Source organism: Janthinobacterium sp. HH106, assembly GCF_001758725.1.
Classification (GTDB): Bacteria; Pseudomonadota; Gammaproteobacteria; order Burkholderiales; family Burkholderiaceae_D; genus Janthinobacterium.
The window spans coordinates 217,195-238,173 of the sequence record NZ_LRIC01000056.1 but is presented as its reverse complement, the minus strand read 5'-3'; the positions used below and the strand labels follow the sequence as shown (position 1 = coordinate 238,173).

The following is a 20,979-nucleotide window of genomic DNA, read 5'->3' as shown; positions in this document are numbered from 1 at the left end:
CTTCTCCCTTTATCGCTGCGCTGTTTGCGCTAGCGCAGATCCGGTTTTTTGCGCGCGCCTATCGTGTAGCTGGGCCGCCTGTTCTTGCGACTCTTTCTGCGGAAGGGAGCAAGGCATGCACATGAGCGGTCGCACTATGTTTCCAGCGGGTGGCAGCAGCCTCGTCGAGGTGCTCGTGTCGCTGCTGCTGTTGGCGCTGGGCCTGCTCGGTGCCAGCATTTTGCAACTGCACTCCCTGCGCGCGCGCCATGAGTCGGCGCTGTTGTCGGCGGGCGCGCAGCTGGCGGCCGGCATGGCCGAGCGCATGCGAGCAAACGGCGTGCTCATGAATGGACCCGATGCGGGCAATCCCTACCTGAACGTGGCCTACGCGGCGGCGGACGATGCCGAAGCAGGCGGCACTGCGCCGGACTGCTTTGGCGCTAGCGCCTGCAGCGCGGCCGAACTGGCGCAATTCGACATCGCTGAATGGAAGCAATCGCTGCATGCGGCCTTGCCCGGCGCGCGCCTGCATATCTGCCGCGATGCCTCTGTTTGGGATGCCGCCGCGCAAGGCTTGCACTGGGCGTGCAGCGGCGGCAAGGGCGCGCCCATCGTCATCAAGCTGGGCTGGCGCGGCCGCTTGCCCGATGGCTCGCCCGCCGTGAATGCGGCAGGCGAGTCGCTGCCCAGGCTGGTATTCCAGCTGGGCGGAGGCGGCGCATGAACGGCGTGCATGCCGCGTGGCGCTGGCGGCGCGGCATGAGCCTCGTCGAATTGCTGGTGGCGCTGTCGCTGGGCGCGCTGCTGATGCTGGCCGCCAGTGGCGTGCTGGTGGCGGCTAGCGGCAGCTATGGCGACCAGTCCGCCAGCGCGCGGCTGGACGACAATGGCCGCTATGTGCTCGACACCATCGCCCGCGCCGTGCGCCAGACGGCGTACGTGAACTGGGATAGCAGCGCCGCGCCCGTCGCCCATGCCGATGACGACAGCGCCAATGTCGCCGGGCTCGACGCGCGCAGCCTGGGCAAGAACAGCGAAGGCATCAGCGGCGCGCTGCCCGGCGCCCTGCATGGCAGCGACGTGCTGGCCCTGCGCTATTACGGGGCCGGCAAGGAAGAGGGCGGCGACGGGTCCGTGCTCAATTGCGCCGGTTTTGGCGTGGGCGCCGCGCAAACGGAGGCGCAGCGGGGCTGGAGCATTTTCTATGTGGCACAGGGCGCCGATGGCGAAGGCGAACTGCGCTGCAAATACCGTGGCGCGAACGGCTGGGGCGCGGATGCCGTCATTCGTGGCGTCGACGGTTTCCAGGTGCTGTATGGCCTCGACACGGATACGCCGCCCGACGGCGTGGCGAACCGCTATGTCAACGCCAGTGCGCTCGACGCCTACGATGCGGCGCTGGTGCTGCAGGGCGCGGATGCGGCCGCGCGCCAGCGCGATTTGCGGCGCCGCACGCACTGGAAGCGCGTGGCCAGCGTGCGCGTGGCCTTGCTGCTGCATGGCGAGGCGGACCAGGCGGACAAGATGGCGGAGCTGGGGCCGGCGCAGTTCGACCTGTTCGGCAAGGCATATGCGGAGGCGCACGGCGCCGGCGACACGGGCGTACGCATCGCGCGCGCGTCCTTGCCCGCCGCGACGCGCTCCCGGCTGCGGCAATTGGTGCAGACGAGCATCATGCTGCGCAACGGGCCGGCCTAGGCGGGCGGCACGATGGCTGGCGCGGGCGTCCGCTGCTGCCTACCTCGTTGCGTGCCTTGTTCACCTTGCGCGCGCCACAGTGGCGCCACCCTCGTGTATGTGCTGTGCCTGTTGGTGATCATCTTGCTGCTGGGCATATCGGCGGCGCAGATGGCCTTGCAGGGCGAAAAGGCGGCACGCGGCGAGCGCGACCGGCAGATCGCATTTCAGGCGGCGGAGGAAGCATTGATGGATGCGCAGAACGATATCGAAGGCTTGCCCGGCGCGCCGGGGCGCAGCAGCCTCTTTGCGCCAGGCAGTGCGGCCGGGTTTGCGGACGGTTGCGGCGAAGGAGGCGCACTGGGCCTGTGCCTGCCCGCAGCCCCGGAGGCGCCGGCGCTCTGGCTGAGCATGGACCTCGACGGTCCTGAAGGCAGCAGCCACACCGTGCCGTATGGCCAGTTTACGGGCGCCGTCATGCACACGGGGCAGGGTTTCCTGCCGTCGCGCCGACCCCGTTATCTGATCGAATTGCTGCCGTTTCACCCGCCCGGCGCGCAGGCGGCGGCAGTGGCCGGCGGCCTGGCGACGGAAAGTTATGTGTACCGCATCACGGCCATCGGTTTTGGCGCGCAGGAAAGCACGCAAGTCGTGTTGCAAAGTTATTACCGCAAGCAGGCGGCGGGAGCGGGACCATGAGGGCTTGGTCGTTTGCTTTGCCATCGGCTTGGTGGTCCGCCTGGCTGCTGCTGATCAGCCTGGTTTGCCTGGCTTGCGGCGCCGCTGTTGCGGCTGCACCTCCCGTGGCGCTGGCGCGGGCCGACGCTGGCTTGCACGGCGCCAGAGTGCCGCCGAACCTGCTGCTCAATCTGTCGCTCACGCATGCGGCGGCGGCCGCCGCGCATGGCGGCGAGTATGCGCCGCAGCGCGAGTACCTCGGTTACTTCCATGCGCGCATGTGCTACAGCTATCCCTACCGCAGCAAGGACGGCGTCATGCTGCCGGACCTGCGCGTAGCGACCGCTTACTTCTCCGTGCTGAAACCGGCGGACGCGCTGCACGGCTGCGGCGGTGATAGTTTTAGCGGCAACTTTCTGAACTGGGCCAGCGCCAGCATGCTCGACATCGTCCGCTATGCCCTGACGGGCGGCGACCGCGTCATCGACGAAGTGCGCAAGACGGTGCTGCAGCGCGCCTGGCTGCCCGATGCCGACGGTCCCGTCGACTTCTATGCCCACCCCGTCTTTTTCCCGCGCAAGGTCTTGCAGACAGGCGTGGCGGCGGCGACGCCATTTGCGCTGGCGCAACTGGCCATCGTTTCCTGCCGTAATCGCCTGCTGTTCGGCGACGCCAGCGTGCCTCCGGGCGGCAGTTGCGACGCGCCCGGCATCGCCGCCACGCACGGCGTGTTCCTCGCGCGCGTGCGCGTTTGCGATGCCGATGAGGGGCCGCTGCGCGACGACCTGTGCCTCGCGTACGGCAAGAACTACAAACCGGTGGGCGCCGTGCAGCGCCTTGGCGGCAGGGTACGCGTGGGCGTGTTTGGCCATTTGAACGGCGTCTCTGCCAGTGCCGGCCCCGTGTATGGCGGCGTGCTGCGCGCGCCGCTCGCCCACATGGGCAGGCAACGCTGGACGGCGCCCGACTTTTTGCCGCAAGACAATACCGGCGCCGAGTGGAATCCCGTCAATGGCGTGTTTGCCGTCCAAGGCGCTGACCAGGGCGCAGGCCCTGGCGGCGGGGTGACCGCTTACATCAACGGCTTGGGCCGCAGCAATGCCGGGCATCCGGGCGCGTACGCGAGGGCCGCGCCGCTGGCTGAATTGCTGTACGAATCGCTGCGCTACCTGCAGGGGCGGCAAGCGAGCGCCGCCGTGCCGCCCGCCACGGCTCCGCCTGCCATCGACGACGGCTTGCCGGTCGTGACCCCATGGAGCGACCCGCAAACGGCCAATTGCCAGCGCCACGTCGTCGTCAGCCTCGGCGATGCGGGCATGGCGGGGGACCGCTACGTGCCCGGCAACGTCCCTGTTGTGCCTGCCTCGGCCGGTGACCGCGCACGCGCCGCCGATGGCTTTGCGCCGCCGCCGTTCGATGCGATGGCCTGGACGCATGCGGTGGGCAGCCTGGAAAGCGGCGGTGCGCAGGGCAACCCCGCGCCACGGCCCGACCTGGCGGGACTGGAATTGCTGGCCGACGGCGCGGGCGGCGCCAGCTACCATGCGGCAGGGCTGGCCTACTGGTCGCATGTGCAGGCGCTGCGTCCTGGCGGCAAGAACGACGGCCTTGCCAAGGTCGAGCACTACGCGGGCGACTTGCGCCAGGGCGACCCGGCCGGCGAATCTGCAGCCACTCCCGCCGCTACTCCCTTGCTGCTGGCGGCCAAGTATGGCGGTTTTCTTGATGCGAACGGCGACGCCAACCCATTCAAGAGCGCAACGGGCAGCGCGTTCGATGAATGGAGCCTGGACGGCCGCTGGCCCACCCATTACTTGCCCGGCAGCGATCCGGCCGCCCTGATCGCGGGACTGCGCGCGGCCTTTGTCTCCGCCGACAAGGGCACGCTGGCGGCGACGCTGCCGGGGCCGGCCCTGATGGCGCTGGCCAGCGGTACGGAAGAGGCTTACTGGTTTCGCACGCGGATGCGCCTGGCCGATGGCGGCATGATCTTGTCGCGCAGCGCGTTTGCCGTGGGCGCCGATGGCGCACTGCTTCCCGGCAAGCCATTGTGGACTGCTGGCGGACAGTCCAAGACCATGCCGGATGGACCATCCACGGCCTTGCGTCCCGTCTACACGCTTGACGCCAAGGGCGCCCTGATGCCGCTGGCCTGGAAGGCGCTCGATGCAGCACAGCGCGGCGCATTCGACGGCGGCGATGGCAGAGGCGAGGCGCGTCTGGCATATTTGCTGGGCCAGCGTACGCACGAGGTGGGCCAGCCCGGCGGCTTCCTGCGGCGCAGGTCCGGCAGCCTGGGCGCGGCGCCGCACGGCAACCTGCTGTACGTGGGCGCGCCGGGTCTGGGCATGCCGGGGGCCGGCTATGGCGTGCATCGCCAGGCGCTGCTGCAGCGCCGGAAAATGCTGTACCTGGGCGCCAACGACGGTTTGTTGCATGCGTTCGATGCGCGCACGGGCAGCGAATTGTTTGCCTATCTGCCGCAGGCGCTGCTGCGCGCGGCGCCAGCCGCTGCGAGCACTCACTACAGCGCCGGCCCGCTGCTCGATGGCGCGGCGGCCACGGCGGAAGTGCTGGCGCTGGGACATTGGAAGACGGTGCTGGTGTCGGGCATGGGCGGCGGGGCGCAAGGCGTGTTTGCGCTCGACATCACCGACCCGATGCGTTTTGCGCAAGACGGTGCGTTGTGGGAATTCACGGACCGCGACGACAGGCTCATGGGCAATGTGCGCGCGCCGCCCGCCTTTGCCCGCGTCAATATGGGCGGCAAGGAGGGCGCGCCGGCCTACCGTGATTTTGCCATCGTCGCCAGCGGCTACAACAACCATGTGAATGACGGCAAGGACACGACGGCGCCCGCATCGGCCGCCGCCATCTTCCTGCTGGCCCTGGACAAGGCGCCTGGGACGCCATGGGTGATAGGAAGTAATTACTTCCGGTTCAAGGTGCCTGTGGCTGACGGCAACGGTGGTGGCGATGGCGGCCATGACGCTGATGCGGTCATTGACGCCATGCCCCACGCGCTGGGCCCGCCCGCCGTGGTGCCGGGCGGCGATGGCGCGCTCGCGTATATCTATGCGGGCGATTTGCAGGGCAATATCTGGCGCATCGACATGACTGGCGGCCCGCCTTGGAAGGAGGGACAGGGGCGCAAGCTCGTGTTTGTCGCGCGCGATGCGCAGGGCCGGCGCCAGCCCGTGACGCAGCAGCTGAGCGTGGCGTACGCGCCTGGAGGCGGCTATCTGCTGCTGTTCGGCACGGGCAAGCTGGTCGAAGCGGGCGATACCTGGCCTTCCGCCTTTCTGTCGCAGTCGTTTTATGCCGTGCACGACGATGTGCGGGAAACATCTCCTACGCGCAGCCGGGCCGATCTGGAACAGCGCAGCCTGGGCGAGACGACGGGGGGCGTGCGCGTCGACGGCGCCGAACTGCGCTACACGGGCAGCGACGCCATGCGCGGCTGGTATCTCGATTTTCTCGATACCGCGCAGACGGGCGAGCGCAGCATCAGCAGTCCCGTACTGGCCGCCGGCAAGGTGCTGTTCAATACCGTCCTGCCGGGGCGCGACGCTTGCGCCAAGCCGGTCACGCGCCTGTACGTGCTCGACGTGCTGAGCGGTTTTGCCGCCGATGGCGCCGGTGTGGTGCAGGCGGGTGAGCAGACGGGACGCTTGTTCGACGGCCTGGCGCGCGCGCCGCCGCTGGCGCTGGAATTGAACAGCACGGTGGGCGCCGTGACGGCGCCAGGGCGGGCCGAGGGGCGCAAGGAACTGGCCGTGCTGCAGCCGGGCTTGCCCGGCGCGGCCAGCGGGGCGGGATTCAAGGTCGTCAGCGCGCCGCTGCCCGCCCGGCGCCTCAGCTGGCGCGAAGTGGCGAACTGGCGCGAATTGCACGAGGCGGCCAAGAAGAAATAAGAGAGGGGCATGGCTGGCGTGTCGCAAGTGAGCGGCGTGCAGACCGGCGCCGCGCATCGGCTGGCGGTTTTTGAGAAGAAGGGAGGTCAGATGGAAATGCTGGCAAGCCGGAACTGGGCCGCTGCAAACGGTCGCGCCCCTGCCGCCATCCCGGGCTTCAGCCTGATCGAACTGCTGGCCGCGCTGGCGATCATGAGCCTGCTGCTGGCGCTGGCCGTGCCCGCTTATCACGGCCATGTCGTGCGCGCCAAGCGGGTGCAGGGGCAGGCGGCCCTGCTGCGGCTGATGCAGCAGCAGGAGCGCTATTACTCGCAAAACAACCGCTATCTGGCGTTTTCCTCGGCCTCGCCGGCGCCGCAGGCGCAAGCGTTTCCATGGTGGTCTGGCGAAGGGGGCGCGGCCGGCAGTGCGTATGAAATCGAGGCGCTGGCCTGTCCCGGCCTGGCGATCGGGCAATGCGTGCTGTTGCGCGCCACGCCGGGCACGTCCAAGGTTGATGCGCAGTTCCAGGATGCCGATTGCGGCGTGCTGTCCTTGAGCAGCACGGGCCAGCGCGGCAGCAGCGGCCCCGCCAGCCATTGCTGGCGCTAAGTAACCCCCAATAAATTATTGTGATTTCTGACTTCCATAACCGGCCCTCTGCGGCGTTGCCCGCTGCTAGCAGTGCTCGCACTGCGTCGCAGCGGGCGCCTTGCATAGCATCCGGTTCTGTTCGTCATAAATTCACAATAATTTCCTGAGGATTACTTAGGCCATGGCCACGCGCAAGCGGCCACCGTGGACCGGGCGCACCTTTGGGCGGGCCTTCGGGCACACCATGCTCGAATTGCTGGCCGTGCTGACGATTGCCGCGCTGCTGGCGGCCGCCGCCATGCCCAGCTTGCAGCAGGTGCTGGCGCGTCAGCAGGTGCGCGCGGCGGCCATGGACTTGTTCTCGGCCATCGAATTGACGCGGGCGCAGGCGATGGCGCGCGGACAGCGCGTGCTGTTGATGCCGGCCGGGCCCGGCGGCACGGATTGGCGCACGGGCTGGCTGGTGTTTATCGACCGTAATGCCAACCTGGCGTTTGACGACGGCGACGAATTGCTGTTCCGCCAGGGGCCGCTGCCACCGGGCATCGCGGCCCAGTTTGCGTTTTCGTCTGCCACGGCGCCGTTTTATATCGCCTACAATGGCGCAGGACGCAGTTGCAGCGCGACCAATAGCCTGGCGGCGCGCTGGGGTACCTTGTCCCTGGCTTTGGGAAAGCAGGTACGGCATATTAAAATCAATATGCTGGGCAGGGTGCGCGTGTGCGACCCGCAGCAGCAGGCGGTCAATTGCAGCGGCGTGGCCGACAGTTCGTAACCCGACTTATCTATTACTCACTCTCAAAGAAGCCCGTGGAAATACTCAACGATATCGATGGCATGCGCCTGGCGCTGGAATGGGCGGCGCGCGGTTTATACACGACCTCGCCCAATCCCCGCATCGGCTGCGTGATCGTTCGGGATGGCAAGGTGATCGGCGCCGGCGTGACGCAGGCGGCCGGGCAGGATCATGCCGAGGTACAAGCGCTGGCCAATGCTGCGGCGCGCGGCAACGATGTGCGCGGCGCCACCGCCTATGTCACCCTGGAACCGTGCAACCACCACGGCCGCACGCCGCCATGCTCCGATGCGCTCGTGCGCGCGGGGCTGGGGCGCGTCGTGGCCGCCATGACGGACCCGAATCCGCTGGTGGCGGGGCAGGGGCTGGCCAAGCTGGAAGCGGCCGGCATCGCCGTCACGACGGGCGTGCTGGCGGACGAGGCATATGAAATGAATATCGGCTTCTTTTCGCGCATGCAGCGCGGCAAGCCTTGGGTGCGCATGAAAACGGCGGCCAGCCTGGATGGCATGACGGCCTTGCACAACGGGCAAAGCCAGTGGATCACGGGGCCGCAGGCGCGCGCCGACGGCCATGCGTGGCGTGCGCGCGCCTGCGCCATCCTGACGGGTATCGGCACCGTCAAGGCGGACGACCCGCAATTGAACGTGCGCGCCGTCGAGACGCCGCGCCAGCCGCGCCGCATCGTCGTCGACAGCCGGCTCGACATCAGCCTCGACGCGCGCATCTTGCAGGGCGGCGGCACGTGGATCGTGGCGGCCGTGGCCAACCCGGAAAAGGAAGCGCAGCTGCGCGCCCTGGGCGCGGAAGTCATCATGTTGCCGAACGCGGCCGGCAAGGTCGACCTGGCCGCGCTGATGCTGGAACTGGGGCGCCGGCAAATCAATGAAGTCCACGTCGAGGCTGGCTCCAGGCTGAACGGCTCGCTGATCTGCGAAGGCTGCGTCGACGAGCTGCTGGTCTACCTGGCGCCCACCTTGCTGGGCGACGCGCAAGGGATGTTTGCCTTGCCCGCATTGACGGATATCAAACAGCAGCGCACCTTGCAATTTCACCAGGTCCAGCAAGTGGGCGAAGATTTGCGTATCCTTGCAAGATTCGTCCAGCGCAATTAAAACGCCTAACAAAACCGTAGCGAGCGGAAGGAAGTTGTGGCCGAGAAGCGCAGCTGTACGAAGTACGGGGCCGCCGAGGCAGTGAGCATCGTAGGCCGCAAATTACGACGCGCAGTAGGTTTTGACAGGCGTTTTTAATACTTTCATACTTTTATAGGGTTAGTTCATGTTTACAGGAATTGTTGCCGCCATCGGCAAGATTGAAACCGTGCAAGCACTCGAAGGCGGCCTTGACGCAGGCGTGCGCCTGACCATCCACGCGGGCGGCTTGCCGCTGGCCGATGTGGCCCTCGGCGATTCGATCGCCATCAATGGCGCCTGCATGACGGTGGTGGAAAAGTCGGACACGGGTTTTGCCGTCGATGTCTCGCGCGAAAGCCTCAATTGCACCGTGGGCCTCGATACGACGACGGAAGTGAACCTAGAAAAAGCCCTGACCCTGGCCGAGCGCCTGGGCGGCCATTTGGTGTCCGGCCACGTCGACGGCCTGGGCATCGTGCGCAAGTTCGAAGCCGTGGGCGAATCGTGGGAACTGGTGATCGAAGCGCCGCACGAACTGGCGAAATACCTGGCCTTCAAGGGTTCCGTCGTCGTCAATGGCGTGTCGCTGACCGTCAACAGAGTGGAAGACCTGGGCGCGGGCGCCGTCAACGGCTGCCGTTTCTCGATCAATTTGATTCCCCATACGATCGCCATGACGACCCTGAAACACTTGACGGTCGATGGCAAGGTCAACCTGGAAATCGACCTGATCGCCCGCTATGTCGAGCGCATGTTGTCGCTGGACAAGGCTGCCGCCTGATACAAGAACACCGCAACACATTCTCACCTTGCCAAGCGTGTGTTGCTTTTCTTTCAGACGCGCATACTATGAAGCTTTCCGCAGTGGAGGCTAGCCATGGACCCGATTTCGCGCGCAACCGTGCCCAACACCATTCCGGTCACGTCCCGCGTGGATCAGACGGCGCCGCTGGCGCCCGCGCTGCCCGTGCCGCCGTCCAGCGCGGCGGTGGCCCTTGCCGCTTTGTCATCGACCCAGGTCGACATCTCTCCGCTGGGCCAGTTTTTGTCCGGCGTGGCCTTGTCGCGCCGGCAACTGCTGGCCTTGCAGGGCGCCACGGACGAGGCCAGGGCGGCAAATACCCCCGTGAATGTCAATGACGACTTGCTGGCGCTGGCGCGGCAGTTGACGGAATCGTTCGCCCAGCTGCAAACGAGCGGCATCGACGCGAGCCAGCTGGCGACGGCCGGCGACACCCCGGGCAGCCTGGCGCAGCGTTACGATTTGCTGTCGGGCGACGGTACGACGGATGCGGCGGCCGCACTGGCGCAGGACGGCAGCCTGCTCACCCAAGCGCAACTGGCCCGCATCGGCATCGACTTGCGCAATGAAGATGTCGATCCCATCACTTTGCAGGCCGCGTATGCGGCCGACAGCAACGCCACCCTGGATGCCCTGCAACAGGGAACGGACGTGCTGGCGCAGGTGGGCGCCGTGCTGGCCCAGCAGCAGGGCGCGCCGCTGGCTGCTGCTGTCGAGGCGGATTTGACGGGCGACGCACTGCCGGCCAGCGCTGCGCAGGACTCGCAGGCCGCGCAGCCGCAAGCCATCGACGAGGCGCCGCCGCAAACGGCCGCGCTTGCACAGCGACAGCTGGAATTGCAGCAGCAACTGGAAGCGCAAGAGCTGAACCTGGACTTGCAGGAATTGCGGCCCCCGTCGACGGCGCAACAAGCCGACAATACCGCGGACTTGCTGCAGGCGCAGCGGGCGGACAGCCAGCGCGTGGATGCCCAACGCTTCGACAGTGACCGCGTGAATGCCGATCAGCAGGCGCAGCAGCAGGAAACCGCGCGGTTGGCCGAGCTGCGCCAGGGGCAAGTACAGCAGCAGGGCTTGCAGCAGCAGGCGCAAGCGGCGGCGGACGATGCGGCGCGGGCCCAGCTGGCCGCCAGCGATGCGCAAATGGCGGCCCAGGCGGCCAGCGACCGGGCGCAATTGCTGGCGCGCGCCGCGCAGGGACAAGCCGATGCGGGCCTGGCGACGGCGCAAGCCCAGCTGGGCCAGCAAAATGCGCAGGCGCAAGAGATGGCGGCGCAAGCGGCGGGCCAGGCCGTGCCGCCACCGTCATCGCAAGACCCGTCCGTGGCGGCCGCCATCGCCGCGTATAACCTGAACAATGCGGCCCTGAATCCCGGCTTGATGAACCGGCCATTGCCGGCCAGCGACTCGCGCCTGCCGCTGGTGGCGCCGGTGGCGCCCGTGGAACCCGTCAAGCCCGTGACGAAAATCTAGGGCAGCAGGGTGGCGTCGAGGGTAATGTTGGCTTTAAGCAGCTTCGACACGGGACAGCCGGCCTTGGCCTTGCCCGTCAATTCCTCGAATTTCGCCTGGTCGGCGCCGGGAATTTTCGCTTTCAGGATCAGGTGGACGGCCGTGATGGCAAAGCCGTCGTCCACCTTGTCCAGGGTCACTTCGGCCGTCGTTTCCATCTTTTCCGCCGTCAGGCCCGCTTCGCCGAGGATCAGCGACAGGGCCATGGTGAAGCAGCCCGCGTGGGCGGCGCCGATCAGTTCCTCTGGGTTGGTGCCGGGCTTGCCTTCGAAGCGGCTGGCAAAGCCGTAGGGATATTCCTGCAAGGCGCCGCTGCGCGTGCTGATGGCGCCCTTGCCGTCCTTGATGCCGCCTGACCAGATGGCCGATCCGTTGGTTTTCATATTGCCGCTCCTGTGTGGGGTGTCGCTGCGAATGGTGTCAGCGCCGTGGCGGTGACTGGCTGATCTTATGCTCTTTGCAAGGCCGGCGGCGCGCGCCTTGCCGCCGCCGTGTGCGCTGGATCGCGGAATCGGCGCTTTGCGGGGCAGGCTGCGGCACCCATGCCGCAAACCTGTCTTATTTCAGGTCTGCAAGCGCTAAATCCTTTAAAATAGCGGGTTATAAGAAAATTCCCGGAAATCCGAGGAATATTCGCGCTCGAGGTTCAGTTTTAGTTTCAGTTTTTAGTTACATTAACAACGCCCGGCAAAACCGACGCGCAGCAGGTTTTGACTGGCGTCATACGAGGATGAATAATGTCTATATCGAGCACCGAAGAGATCGTCGCTGAATTGCGCGCCGGCCGCATGGTGATACTGGTCGATGAAGAAGACCGGGAAAATGAGGGCGATCTGGTGCTTGCCGCCGATTTCGTGACGCCTGAAGCCATCAATTTCATGATCACGCATGCGCGTGGCCTGGTCTGCCTGACCCTGACGGAAGAGCGTTGCGACGAGCTGAACCTGTCGATGATGACGTCGCGCAACGGCACCGCGTATGGCACCAACTTCACCGTGTCGATCGAAGCGGCCGAAGGCGTGACGACGGGCATTTCCGCTGCCGACCGCGCCAAGACCATCCAGGTAGCCGTGGCCAAGGGCACGCAGCCCAGCGATATCGTCCAGCCTGGCCATATCTTCCCCCTGAAAGCGCAAAAAGGCGGCGTGCTGATGCGCGCAGGCCATACGGAAGCCGGTTGCGACCTGACGGCCATGGCCGGCCTGACGCCCGCGTCCGTGATTTGCGAAATCATGAAGGACGACGGCACCATGGCGCGCCTGCCGGACTTGCTGGTGTTTGCCGAGCAGCATGGCCTGAAGATCGGCACGATTGCCGACCTGATCCATTACCGCAGCCAGACGGAGTCCCTGGTCGAGCGCGTTGCGGAGCGCACCCTGCACACGGCGCATGGCGAATTCCGTTTGATCGCCTTCCGCGACAAGCCTAGCGCGTCGGCCCACCTGGCCCTCGTGCATGGCGACCTGGCGCCCGGCCTGGAAGCGCTGGTACGCGTGCACCAGCCCGTTTCCCTGCTGGACGTGCTGGAAAGCGAAGCGACCACCCACTCGTGGACGGTGGCCGCCTCGATGGCCGCCATCAAGCAGTCCGAGCGGGGCGTGATGGTCTTGCTGAACTGCGGCGAGACCTCGAGCGAGCTGTTTGCCCAGTTCGCCGCGCTCGATACGCCGCAAGCCAAGCCGAAAGGCCGTGCCGCCAGCATGGACTTGCGCAGCTACGGTATCGGCGCGCAAATCCTGCGCGACCTGGGCGTGAGCAAGATGCAATTGCTGGCCAGCCCCCGCAAGATGCCGTCGATGGTCGGTTTCGACCTGGAAGTCACGGGTTTTCAGTGCCATCCTGGCCAGACGTCGATGTAAGAGTAAACGATGGCGGCATGTGCATGCCGCCCTGAACCACCAGATTAAAGAGGCATATGATGACCGTAGGAACCTATGAAACCAATTTTGCCGGCGAAGGTTTGCGCGTCGGTATCGTCCAGGCACGATTCAATGAAATCGTCGGCGGTGGCTTGCTGTCGGCATGCCTGGAAGAGTTGAGCAAGCTGGGCGTGGCCGATGAAGATATCCTGCACGTGACCGTGCCGGGCGCCCTGGAAATCCCGCTGATTCTGCAAAAAATGGCAGAAACCGAGCAATTCGACGCCCTGATCGCATTGGGCGCCGTGATTCGCGGTGAAACCTACCACTTCGAGCTGGTATCGAACGAATCGGGCGCGGGCATCACGCGCGTCGGTCTCGATTACGGCATCCCCATCGCCAACGCAGTGTTGACGACGGAAAACGACGAGCAGGCGGAAGTGCGCATGCTGGTCAAGGGAGCCGAAGCGGCACGCGTGGCAGTGGAAATGGCTAATTTAGCGCAAGCGCTAGAAGAGTTGCAAGAATCCGAGGAGGACTAGCCGTGTAGTGAACGTCCGATAAAACGCCGATAGCTGCGTTTTATCGAACGTTCTGACACGCGGTTGGCTGCGGCGCGTTGAAAAGCGCGCCGTGCTGTCTCGCCGGAATTTGTAGTGAACACGTACTTAAGAACAGGTAACAATCATGACTGAGAAAAATTTGCTCGCCAACCCCAGCAAAAACCGCACGCCGCGTCACCGCGCGCGCGAGTTCGCGCTGCAGGGCTTGTACCAGTGGCTGCTGAACAATGAAGACGCGACCACCGTCGTGAACAATATTCGCGCGGCCCACGGCTTCGACAAGGCCGATGGCGATCATTTCACGGTGCTGCTGTACGGCGCCATCAAGGATTCGCTGGCGCTGCGCGACAGCATGGCACCCTTGATCGACCGCAATATCGCGGAACTGTCGCCCATCGAACACGGCATCCTGCTGATCGGCGCGTTCGAGCTGAAGAACAACATGGAAATTCCGTACCGCGTCGTCATCAACGAAGCGGTCGAGCTGGCCAAGTCGTTTGGCGGCATCGACGGCCACAAGTATGTGAACGGCGTGCTGGATAAATTGGCAGTGAAATTCCGCGAGGAAGAAGTCAACGCCAACAAGCGCAAGTAATAGCGTAGGAGATCCTGCGGCTGCTGCCGCAGGGCAATAAAAAAGCCACCGGCACTTGCGTGCGGTGGCTTTTTTACTGGGTGCTGCTTTTCGGATGCCCCTGTGAGGGCTTTTAAAGGGTCACAGGCCGGCGATCTCGTTATGCGGTGCAATCTTGATGGTAATGTTGCCGCTTTCCGCTGCAGGCGCCTTGGCTGGCGCCGGCGTGTTCGATGCCATCACCGGCGTCGTGGTCGGCACGCGCTGGCCGGCCGATACTTGTTTCAGGCGGCGGTATTCGGCCAGCACGCGCGAGCCGTAGCCCGAGTCGGTGGCGAAGTTGGCGGCGCCCACATAGGTTTTCAAACCCGCTTCGACGGAACCGCCACGCGTGACGTAGTCTTTCAGGATCAGGGAGCCGACGCGGATGTTGGCGACGGGATTCAGGGCTGCCTGCACGCCGCCCATTTCCTGGAAGCGCTCATGGTGCACTTTCGACATGACTTGCATCAAGCCTTGCGCGCCGACGGGGCTTTCCGCGAACGGGTTCAAACCCGATTCGATGGCCATCACGGCCAGGATCAGCAGCGGGTCCAGTTTGATTTCGCGGGCCGTCAGGTAGGCCGTCGAGACGAGCATATTGGTCGCGTCGTTGGCCACGCGATAGCGCTTGGAGAGCCAGTTGGTGACCCATTGCTGCTGCTTTTGCGTGCCCAGCAAGGCTTTTTCTTCCTTGGTCAAAGGTGCTTCGCTGGCGGCGGCCGTTTGCACGGATGCAGGCGCTTCCATCAGTGCCGACAGGGCCGGCGCTTCGACGGCTTGCGCTTCTGTCATCGGCAGCGGGAACAGGCTGTGCGTCAGTTGCTTGCCCAGGTCCGGGCGGAACATCAGCAGGGCGATCAGTGCCAGGGCGGAAATGCCGAAGACTGTCAGTGTGTGTTGCGCGGTGGTCAAAACACCACGTGCCGAAATGGCTTGTGCGCGGGCGCGCAAACGCGCCAACGCTGGCTGGCCAGCCACGGTTGAAGCAGGCAATGCTGCTTCAGTGCTACGATGAGTCATAGAGTTCCCCGAAATGTCGCGTCAACAGGCAGTCCCTCCGCGGTGTCGCGGTGTTGTGGGTACTGCCAATGCCGTGCATCAGAAATATCATCGTTTCCGCCGCGTATGGATGCGTGCGAGAAACGCCGTCATTGCTTGCTTGAGCTGATCGGTCCCATGCTGGTATTGGATCAGTCGCAATACAACTTTTACCGGGGGTAAGGCAGACGCCTTTTGAAAACACTCCTTAAAATGTCATGTGGAGCCCCGACTCCGTGAATGAAAGAGAAACGCTAAAATCAAGCTCTGGGCCGGCGTGCTCTTTCAAGTTGGGCGAATTGTAGAAGCCGTTTTATATCAAGTCAATACTAACGAATCGTTTCTTTATTACTTTTATGTCTTACTTTTTGACTTGCATTGTGCCAAAAGCCAATAAAATCAATTACTTGGCATAGATCCTTCAGCAACGGCGTCCGACGTCAAAAAAAATTAAAAACACATGAAATATTCAGATTTACGAGATTTTATTTCTCAACTGCAACAAATGGGTGAACTTAAGCCCATTTCGACCCCCATTTCACCGATTTTAGAGATGACGGAAGTGTGCGACCGCACCCTGCGCGCGGGCGGACCGGCCTTGCTGTTCAACAATCCGACGGGATATGACATGCCGGTGCTGGGCAATCTGTTCGGCACCACGCGCCGCGTGGCGCTGGGCATGGGCGCGGAAGACGTCAGCGAATTGCGCAAGATCGGCCATGTGCTGGCGCGCCTGAAGGAACCGGAGCCGCCGAAGGATTTCAAGGATCTGCTGGGCCTGGGTTCCTTGGTGAAATCCGTGTGGGACATGTCGCCGAAAGAGTTGCGCGGCGCCAAATGCCAGGAAATCGTCTGGGAGGGCAATGACGTGGACCTGGCGCGCCTGCCGATCCAGCATTGTTGGCCCGGCGACGTCGCTCCCCTGATCACCTGGGGCCTGGTGATCACCAAGGGTCCGAACAAGAAGCGGCAAAACCTCGGCATCTACCGCCAGCAAGTGCTGGGACGCAACAAGGTCATCATGCGCTGGCTGGCGCACCGGGGCGGGGCGCTGGACTTCCGCGAGCATGCGATCCAGAGCAAGGGCAAGCCGTATCCGATCGCCGTCGCCCTCGGTGCCGATCCCGCTACTATATTAGGGGCCGTCACGCCGGTGCCGGACAGCCTGTCCGAATACCAGTTCGCCGGCTTGCTGCGCGGCAGCCGCACGGAGCTGGTGAAAGCCATCGGCAGCGAGCTGCGCGTGCCCGCCTCGGCCGAAATCGTGCTCGAAGGCCATATCTACCCGGACGAAAACCATCCGAGCGGCTACGAGCACGCGCTGGAAGGGCCGTATGGCGACCATACGGGCTACTATAATGAGCAGGACAGTTTCCCCGTGTTTACGATCGACCGCATCACCATGCGCCGCGACCCAATCTACCACTCCACGTATACAGGCAAACCGCCGGACGAGCCGGCCGTGCTGGGCCTGGCCCTGAACGAAGTGTTCGTGCCGCTGCTGCAAAAGCAGTTCAGCGAAATCACCGATTTCTATCTGCCGCCCGAAGGCTGCAGCTACCGCATGGCCGTGGTGCAGATCAAGAAACAGTACGCGGGCCACGCCAAGCGCGTGATGTTTGGTGTATGGAGCTTTTTGCGCCAGTTCATGTATACCAAGTTCATCGTCGTCGTCGACGAAGACGTGAATATCCGCGACTGGAAAGAAGTCATCTGGGCCATCACCACGCGGGTCGACCCCATTCGCGACACCACCCTGGTCGACAATACGCCCATCGATTACCTGGACTTCGCTTCGCCCGTCAGTGGCCTGGGCAGCAAGATGGGCATCGATGCGACAAATAAATGGCCGGGTGAAACGACGCGCGAGTGGGGCACGACGATCGCCATGACGCCGGAAGTGAAGGCCAGGGTGGATGGCATCTGGCAAGAGCTGGGGCTGTAGTTGCTGCGTAGGTCGGGTTAGCGCTGGCGCGTAACCCGACGTTGCGGCTCGGCAGTGTCGGCCGCGTACGCAGGAGTGTCGGCCGCGTACTCAGCAGTGTCGGCTTACGGCCTGCGGCCTAAGCCGACCTACGCCGACCTACGCCGACCTACGCCGACCTGCGCCGACGTACACAGCATTGAGACGGCAATTTCCCAATCTTGCGCAGGTCGGTTATAATTGTCCCCGGCGGGCCCCTGCGCATCGTGGCATGGCTAACCTGGTCAGGTCGGGAACGAAGCAGCCACGGCTATTAACCATGAGTGCCGCAGATCAGGCTCGCCTCCTTCGGGAATGTTTTATCAGGATCAACAATCAAGCTGCCATGGGCAGCTTTTTTGCTTTTGCGGCGCCATTTTTTTGTGACGCCGCAGCATTGCCGGGCTTGCCGTGTTTTCCATATTTCCAGCTGGCCATGTTATACAATTGCTGCTTTGCCGCGTTTGCCAGGTTTGCCTGGCCCGGCCATGAGGCTTGCGCCCGCCGCGCAGGATCACCCGCAAAATCGCATGGTAAAATCTCAGCATGTCCTATCAAGTCCTCGCCCGTAAATACCGCCCCAAGAATTTCGAGACGCTCGTCGGCCAGGAGCACGTCGTGCGCGCGCTCACGCATGCCTTGCACAGCGGCCGCTTGCATCACGCCTACCTGTTTACGGGCACGCGCGGCGTCGGCAAGACGACCCTGTCGCGCATCCTGGCCAAATCGCTCAATTGCATCGGCCCCGACGGCACGGGCGGCATCACGGCCCAGCCTTGCGGCGTGTGCGAAGCGTGCACGGCGATCGATGCGGGACGCTTTGTCGACTATATAGAGATGGATGCGGCGTCGAACCGCGGCGTCGATGAAATGGCGCAACTGCTGGAACAGGCCGTCTACGCGCCCAGCAATGCGCGCTTCAAGGTCTATATGATCGATGAGGTGCACATGCTGACGAATCACGCCTTCAATTCCATGCTGAAGACGCTGGAAGAGCCGCCCGAGCACGTCAAGTTCATCCTGGCCACGACGGACCCGCAAAAGATTCCCGTGACCGTGCTGTCGCGCTGCCTGCAGTTCAACCTCAAGCAGATGCCGCCCGGCCACATCATCAGCCACCTGGACAATATCCTGGGGCAGGAGGGCATCGCCTTCGAACAGCCGGCCTTGCGCCTGCTGGCCCAGGGCGCCCACGGCTCCATGCGCGATGCGCTGTCCTTGACGGACCAGGCCATCGCGTATGCGGCCGGCGAAGTCACGCTCGATGCCGTGCAAGGCATGCTGGGCGCGCTCGACCAATCGTACCTGGTGCGCCTGCTCGACGCGCTGGCGCAGCAGGATGGCGCCGACTTGCTGGCCGTGGCCGACGAGATGTCCTCGCGCAGCCTGTCGTATAACGGCGCCCTGCAAGACCTGGGCACCTTGCTGCACCGCATTGCGCTGGCGCAAACCGTGCCCGCCGCCTTGCCGCAGGACTTGCCCGAATACGCGGACATCGTGCGTTTGGCTGCCGCGTTTGACGCGGAAGAAGTGCAGCTGTTTTACCAGATCGCCGTGCATGGCCGCAATGAACTGGGCCTGGCGCCCGATGAATACGCGGGATTTACCATGACCTTGCTGCGCATGCTGGCCTTTCGGCCCGGCATAGGCGGTGCCGAAGGCGTGCCGGCTGCCGCACCAGCGTCTGCTCCGGGCAATCGTCCCGCCGCCGTGGCCGCCGCGCGCGCCGCCGCTGGCGCATCCGCACCGGCCGCCCGCGCCGCCACGAACAGCGTAGCCAGCCATGCCGCCGTGACACCGCCCGCCGTTGTGGCCGCAGCCGCCGCCAGCATGGCCCGCAGCGAAGCGCCGCCGCCACGCGCAGCGGCGCCCGCACCGGCACCCGCACCCGCACCTTCAGCAGCCCCGGCACCCGCACCAGCGGCGCCGCCGCCTGCCGCTGCTCCGGCTGCGGCTGCCCCGGCAGCATCGGGCGCCCCGATCAGTTCCGCCCGCGCCGCCATCAATGCGGCGCTGGAAGCGGCCCGCGCCGCCTCGAAAGGCCGTCCTGGCAGCGCGCCGTCGGCGCCATCGTCGGCGCCCAAGCCGGCCGCTCCCGCACCGGCCGCCGTAGTCGCTACGCCAGCCCCGGCAGCACCCGTCCAGGCAGCACCGCCGCCGGCCGCCGCGCAAGCGCCGGCGCCGTGGGACGATGCGCCGCCAGTGGCCGTGATGGAAGCGCCCGCGCCGGTGCCGCCTGCGCGTCCCGCCGCCCCGCCGCCACAGCAGCAAGCCGATGACGACTTGCCGCCGTGGGTCACCGAATTTTCCGACGACAGCGCCTCTGCCGCCGTGTCGGCGCCCGCCGCGCAGGGCAGCGAGCAGCCGGCCGTCATCATGCCGCAGCGTGCCGCCAAGCAAGCCGCGCCCAGCGGGCCGTATGTGATCACGCCCGTTCCCGGCCTGGACTGGGACGGCAACTGGCCGGCCGTGGCCGCCGTGCTGCCCTTGCGCGGCGTGGCCCAGCAGCTGGCCGTGCAGGCCGAGCTGATCGAATGCCTGCACGACGGCCACAGCACGACTTTCCGCCTGCGCGTGCCGATCGACACGTGGCGCAGCCCGGCCAACGTGGAAAAACTGGCGGCCGCGCTGAGCGAGCGCTTCGGCCGCAAGGTCAATGTCGACACGGAACTGGGCGCCGTCTGGTACACGGCCAGCGCGGAAGCGCAGGCCCACCGCGAGGCGTGCCAGCTTGCCGCGGAAGAAACCATCGCCAGCGATCCCTTCGTGCTCGAGATGAAGCGTGCATTCGACGCTTTTGTCGTGCCGGGAACGATTACCCCCGCACCGGCCGGCTCCGCCGCGCCGACCCTGCATTGATGATTAACACACTCACAAACTGAATTAACGGAGCATTCTTATGATGAAAAATCAACTGGCTGGCCTGATGAAGCAGGCGCAAGCAATGCAAGACAACATGAAAAAGGCCCAGGAACAACTGGCGCTGGTGGAAGTGGAAGGCCAGTCCGGCGCCGGCCTCGTGAAAATCGTCATGACGTGCAAGAACGACGTCAAGCGCGTCTCCATCGACCCGTCCTTGCTGGCCGACGACAAGGACATGCTGGAAGACCTGGTGGCTGCCGCCTTCAACGACGCCGTGCGCAAGGCGGAAGCGACGTCCGCGGAAAAAATGGCAGGCTTGACCGGCGGCATGAACTTGCCAGCCGGCTTCAAAATGCCATTCTGATGCACAGCCGCATGCGCCCGATCGATGGCACGGGGCAGGGTTGATCCATGTCCAAGTCGCTTGAATTTTTGACCGAGGCGCTGCGGCGCCTGCCCGGCGTCGGCCCCAAGTCGGCGCAGCGGATGGCGTTTCATTTGTTGCAGCACGATAGGGAAGGCGCGGCTATGCTGTCGCGCGCCCTGTTCCAGGCCGTCGATGCCGTGCATCACTGCGGCCTGTGCAACACCTTTACCGAACATGAAGTGTGCGAGACCTGTCTCGACGAAGAGCGCGACAAGCGCTTGCTGTGCGTGGTGGAAACGCCCGCCGACCAGCTGATGATCGAGCAGACGCTCACCTACAAGGGCCTGTATTTCGTGCTCATGGGACGGCTCTCTCCGCTGGACGGCATCGGCCCGAAAGATATCCACCTCGAAAAATTGCTGAACCGCGCCAACGATGGCGTGGTGAGTGAAGTGGTGCTGGCCACCAACTTCACGAATGAAGGCGAAGCGACGGCCCACTACATCAGCGAAATGCTGAAGGCGCGGGGCTTGCGCGTGAGCCGTTTGGCCCGCGGCGTGCCCGTGGGTGGCGAACTGGAATACGTCGACGCGGGCACGATTGCCCGCGCGATGCTCGACCGCAGGGCAACCTGAGCACAA

18 protein-coding genes and 1 other RNA gene are annotated in these 20,979 nt (G+C 64.8%); 17 read left to right on the top strand and 2 right to left on the bottom strand.

The window, feature by feature from the left end; genetic code table 11:
* Positions 1–121 precede the first annotated feature (121 nt).
* From pilV to JAB8_RS21980, 9 genes are all read left to right on the top strand, one after another.
* Positions 122–706 carry a type IV pilus modification protein PilV gene (gene pilV / locus JAB8_RS22020; protein WP_227742134.1) on the top strand — a complete coding sequence of 195 codons (585 nt, stop codon included), beginning with the start codon at positions 122–124 and terminating at the stop codon, positions 704–706.
* Positions 703–1,680 carry a PilW family protein gene (locus JAB8_RS22015; RefSeq protein WP_083287850.1) on the top strand — a complete coding sequence of 326 codons (978 nt, stop codon included), beginning with the start codon at positions 703–705 and terminating at the stop codon, positions 1,678–1,680. The genes pilV and JAB8_RS22015 overlap by 4 nt, the downstream gene beginning before the upstream one ends.
* A 51-nt stretch (positions 1,681–1,731) precedes the next feature.
* Positions 1,732–2,358, top strand: a complete 627-nt coding sequence (locus tag JAB8_RS22010; protein ID WP_070291404.1) for a PilX N-terminal domain-containing pilus assembly protein — start codon at positions 1,732–1,734, stop codon at positions 2,356–2,358.
* Entirely contained in the window at positions 2,355–6,251 is a 3,897-nt protein-coding gene (locus tag JAB8_RS22005) for a PilC/PilY family type IV pilus protein (RefSeq protein WP_083287848.1), read from the top strand. Before JAB8_RS22010 ends, JAB8_RS22005 begins: the two co-directional genes overlap by 4 nt.
* A gap of 9 nt (positions 6,252–6,260) precedes the next feature.
* The gene (locus JAB8_RS22000; RefSeq protein WP_343216113.1) at positions 6,261–6,842 is read left to right on the top strand and encodes a type IV pilin protein; all 582 of its coding nucleotides are present in this window, start codon (positions 6,261–6,263) and stop codon (positions 6,840–6,842) included.
* Between the two features lie 163 nt (positions 6,843–7,005).
* A complete protein-coding gene (locus tag JAB8_RS21995) occupies positions 7,006–7,599 on the top strand; it encodes a GspH/FimT family protein (protein ID WP_343216112.1) in 594 nt (197 codons plus the stop codon).
* A gap of 35 nt (positions 7,600–7,634) precedes the next feature.
* Entirely contained in the window at positions 7,635–8,735 is a 1,101-nt protein-coding gene (ribD, locus tag JAB8_RS21990; protein WP_070291402.1) for a bifunctional diaminohydroxyphosphoribosylaminopyrimidine deaminase/5-amino-6-(5-phosphoribosylamino)uracil reductase RibD, read from the top strand.
* A gap of 166 nt (positions 8,736–8,901) precedes the next feature.
* Complete coding sequence (locus JAB8_RS21985) at positions 8,902–9,537, top strand: riboflavin synthase (RefSeq protein ID WP_070219574.1); 636 nt, start codon at positions 8,902–8,904, stop codon at positions 9,535–9,537.
* A 96-nt stretch (positions 9,538–9,633) separates the two neighbouring features.
* Complete coding sequence (locus tag JAB8_RS21980) at positions 9,634–11,031, top strand: hypothetical protein (RefSeq protein WP_070291401.1); 1,398 nt, start codon at positions 9,634–9,636, stop codon at positions 11,029–11,031.
* Here the strand turns inward: JAB8_RS21980 and JAB8_RS21975 are convergent.
* Complete coding sequence (locus JAB8_RS21975; RefSeq protein WP_034759136.1) at positions 11,028–11,453, bottom strand: OsmC family protein; 426 nt, start codon at positions 11,451–11,453, stop codon at positions 11,028–11,030. The genes JAB8_RS21980 and JAB8_RS21975 overlap by 4 nt on opposite strands.
* A 354-nt stretch (positions 11,454–11,807) precedes the next feature.
* Between JAB8_RS21975 and ribBA the strand changes: the two genes are divergently transcribed.
* The 3 genes from ribBA to nusB all read left to right on the top strand — a co-directional run bounded on the left by ribBA (position 11,808) and on the right by nusB (position 14,087).
* The gene (ribBA, locus tag JAB8_RS21970; RefSeq protein WP_070219577.1) at positions 11,808–12,929 is read left to right on the top strand and encodes a bifunctional 3,4-dihydroxy-2-butanone-4-phosphate synthase/GTP cyclohydrolase II; all 1,122 of its coding nucleotides are present in this window, start codon (positions 11,808–11,810) and stop codon (positions 12,927–12,929) included.
* A gap of 59 nt (positions 12,930–12,988) precedes the next feature.
* Entirely contained in the window at positions 12,989–13,471 is a 483-nt protein-coding gene (gene ribH / locus JAB8_RS21965; RefSeq protein WP_070219579.1) for a 6,7-dimethyl-8-ribityllumazine synthase, read from the top strand.
* A gap of 145 nt (positions 13,472–13,616) precedes the next feature.
* Positions 13,617–14,087, top strand: coding sequence for a transcription antitermination factor NusB (nusB, locus tag JAB8_RS21960; RefSeq protein ID WP_070219581.1), 471 nt, complete (start codon positions 13,617–13,619; stop codon positions 14,085–14,087).
* 120 nt (positions 14,088–14,207) lie between these two features.
* Here the strand turns inward: nusB and JAB8_RS21955 are convergent, their stop codons facing one another.
* On the bottom strand, positions 14,208–15,020 hold the full coding sequence (locus JAB8_RS21955) for a lytic transglycosylase domain-containing protein (protein ID WP_070291400.1): 813 nt from the start codon (positions 15,018–15,020) through the stop codon (positions 14,208–14,210).
* Positions 15,021–15,606: 586 nt separating this feature from the next.
* Here JAB8_RS21955 and ubiD point away from each other — a divergent pair.
* The 5 genes from ubiD to recR all read left to right on the top strand — a co-directional run bounded on the left by ubiD (position 15,607) and on the right by recR (position 20,973).
* The gene (gene ubiD / locus JAB8_RS21950) at positions 15,607–17,091 is read left to right on the top strand and encodes a 4-hydroxy-3-polyprenylbenzoate decarboxylase (RefSeq protein ID WP_071654453.1); all 1,485 of its coding nucleotides are present in this window, start codon (positions 15,607–15,609) and stop codon (positions 17,089–17,091) included.
* A 227-nt stretch (positions 17,092–17,318) separates the two neighbouring features.
* Positions 17,319–17,417, top strand: an RNA gene (gene ffs, locus JAB8_RS21945) — signal recognition particle sRNA small type.
* Between the two features lie 238 nt (positions 17,418–17,655).
* Positions 17,656–19,968, top strand: coding sequence for a DNA polymerase III subunit gamma/tau (dnaX, locus tag JAB8_RS21940; RefSeq protein ID WP_070291398.1), 2,313 nt, complete (start codon positions 17,656–17,658; stop codon positions 19,966–19,968).
* A 40-nt stretch (positions 19,969–20,008) separates the two neighbouring features.
* On the top strand, positions 20,009–20,335 hold the full coding sequence (locus JAB8_RS21935; protein WP_034759121.1) for a YbaB/EbfC family nucleoid-associated protein: 327 nt from the start codon (positions 20,009–20,011) through the stop codon (positions 20,333–20,335).
* Between the two features lie 47 nt (positions 20,336–20,382).
* Positions 20,383–20,973 (top strand): recombination mediator RecR, encoded by a 591-nt coding sequence (gene recR / locus JAB8_RS21930; protein ID WP_070291397.1) that lies wholly within the window; start codon positions 20,383–20,385, stop codon positions 20,971–20,973.
* Positions 20,974–20,979 lie beyond the last annotated feature (6 nt).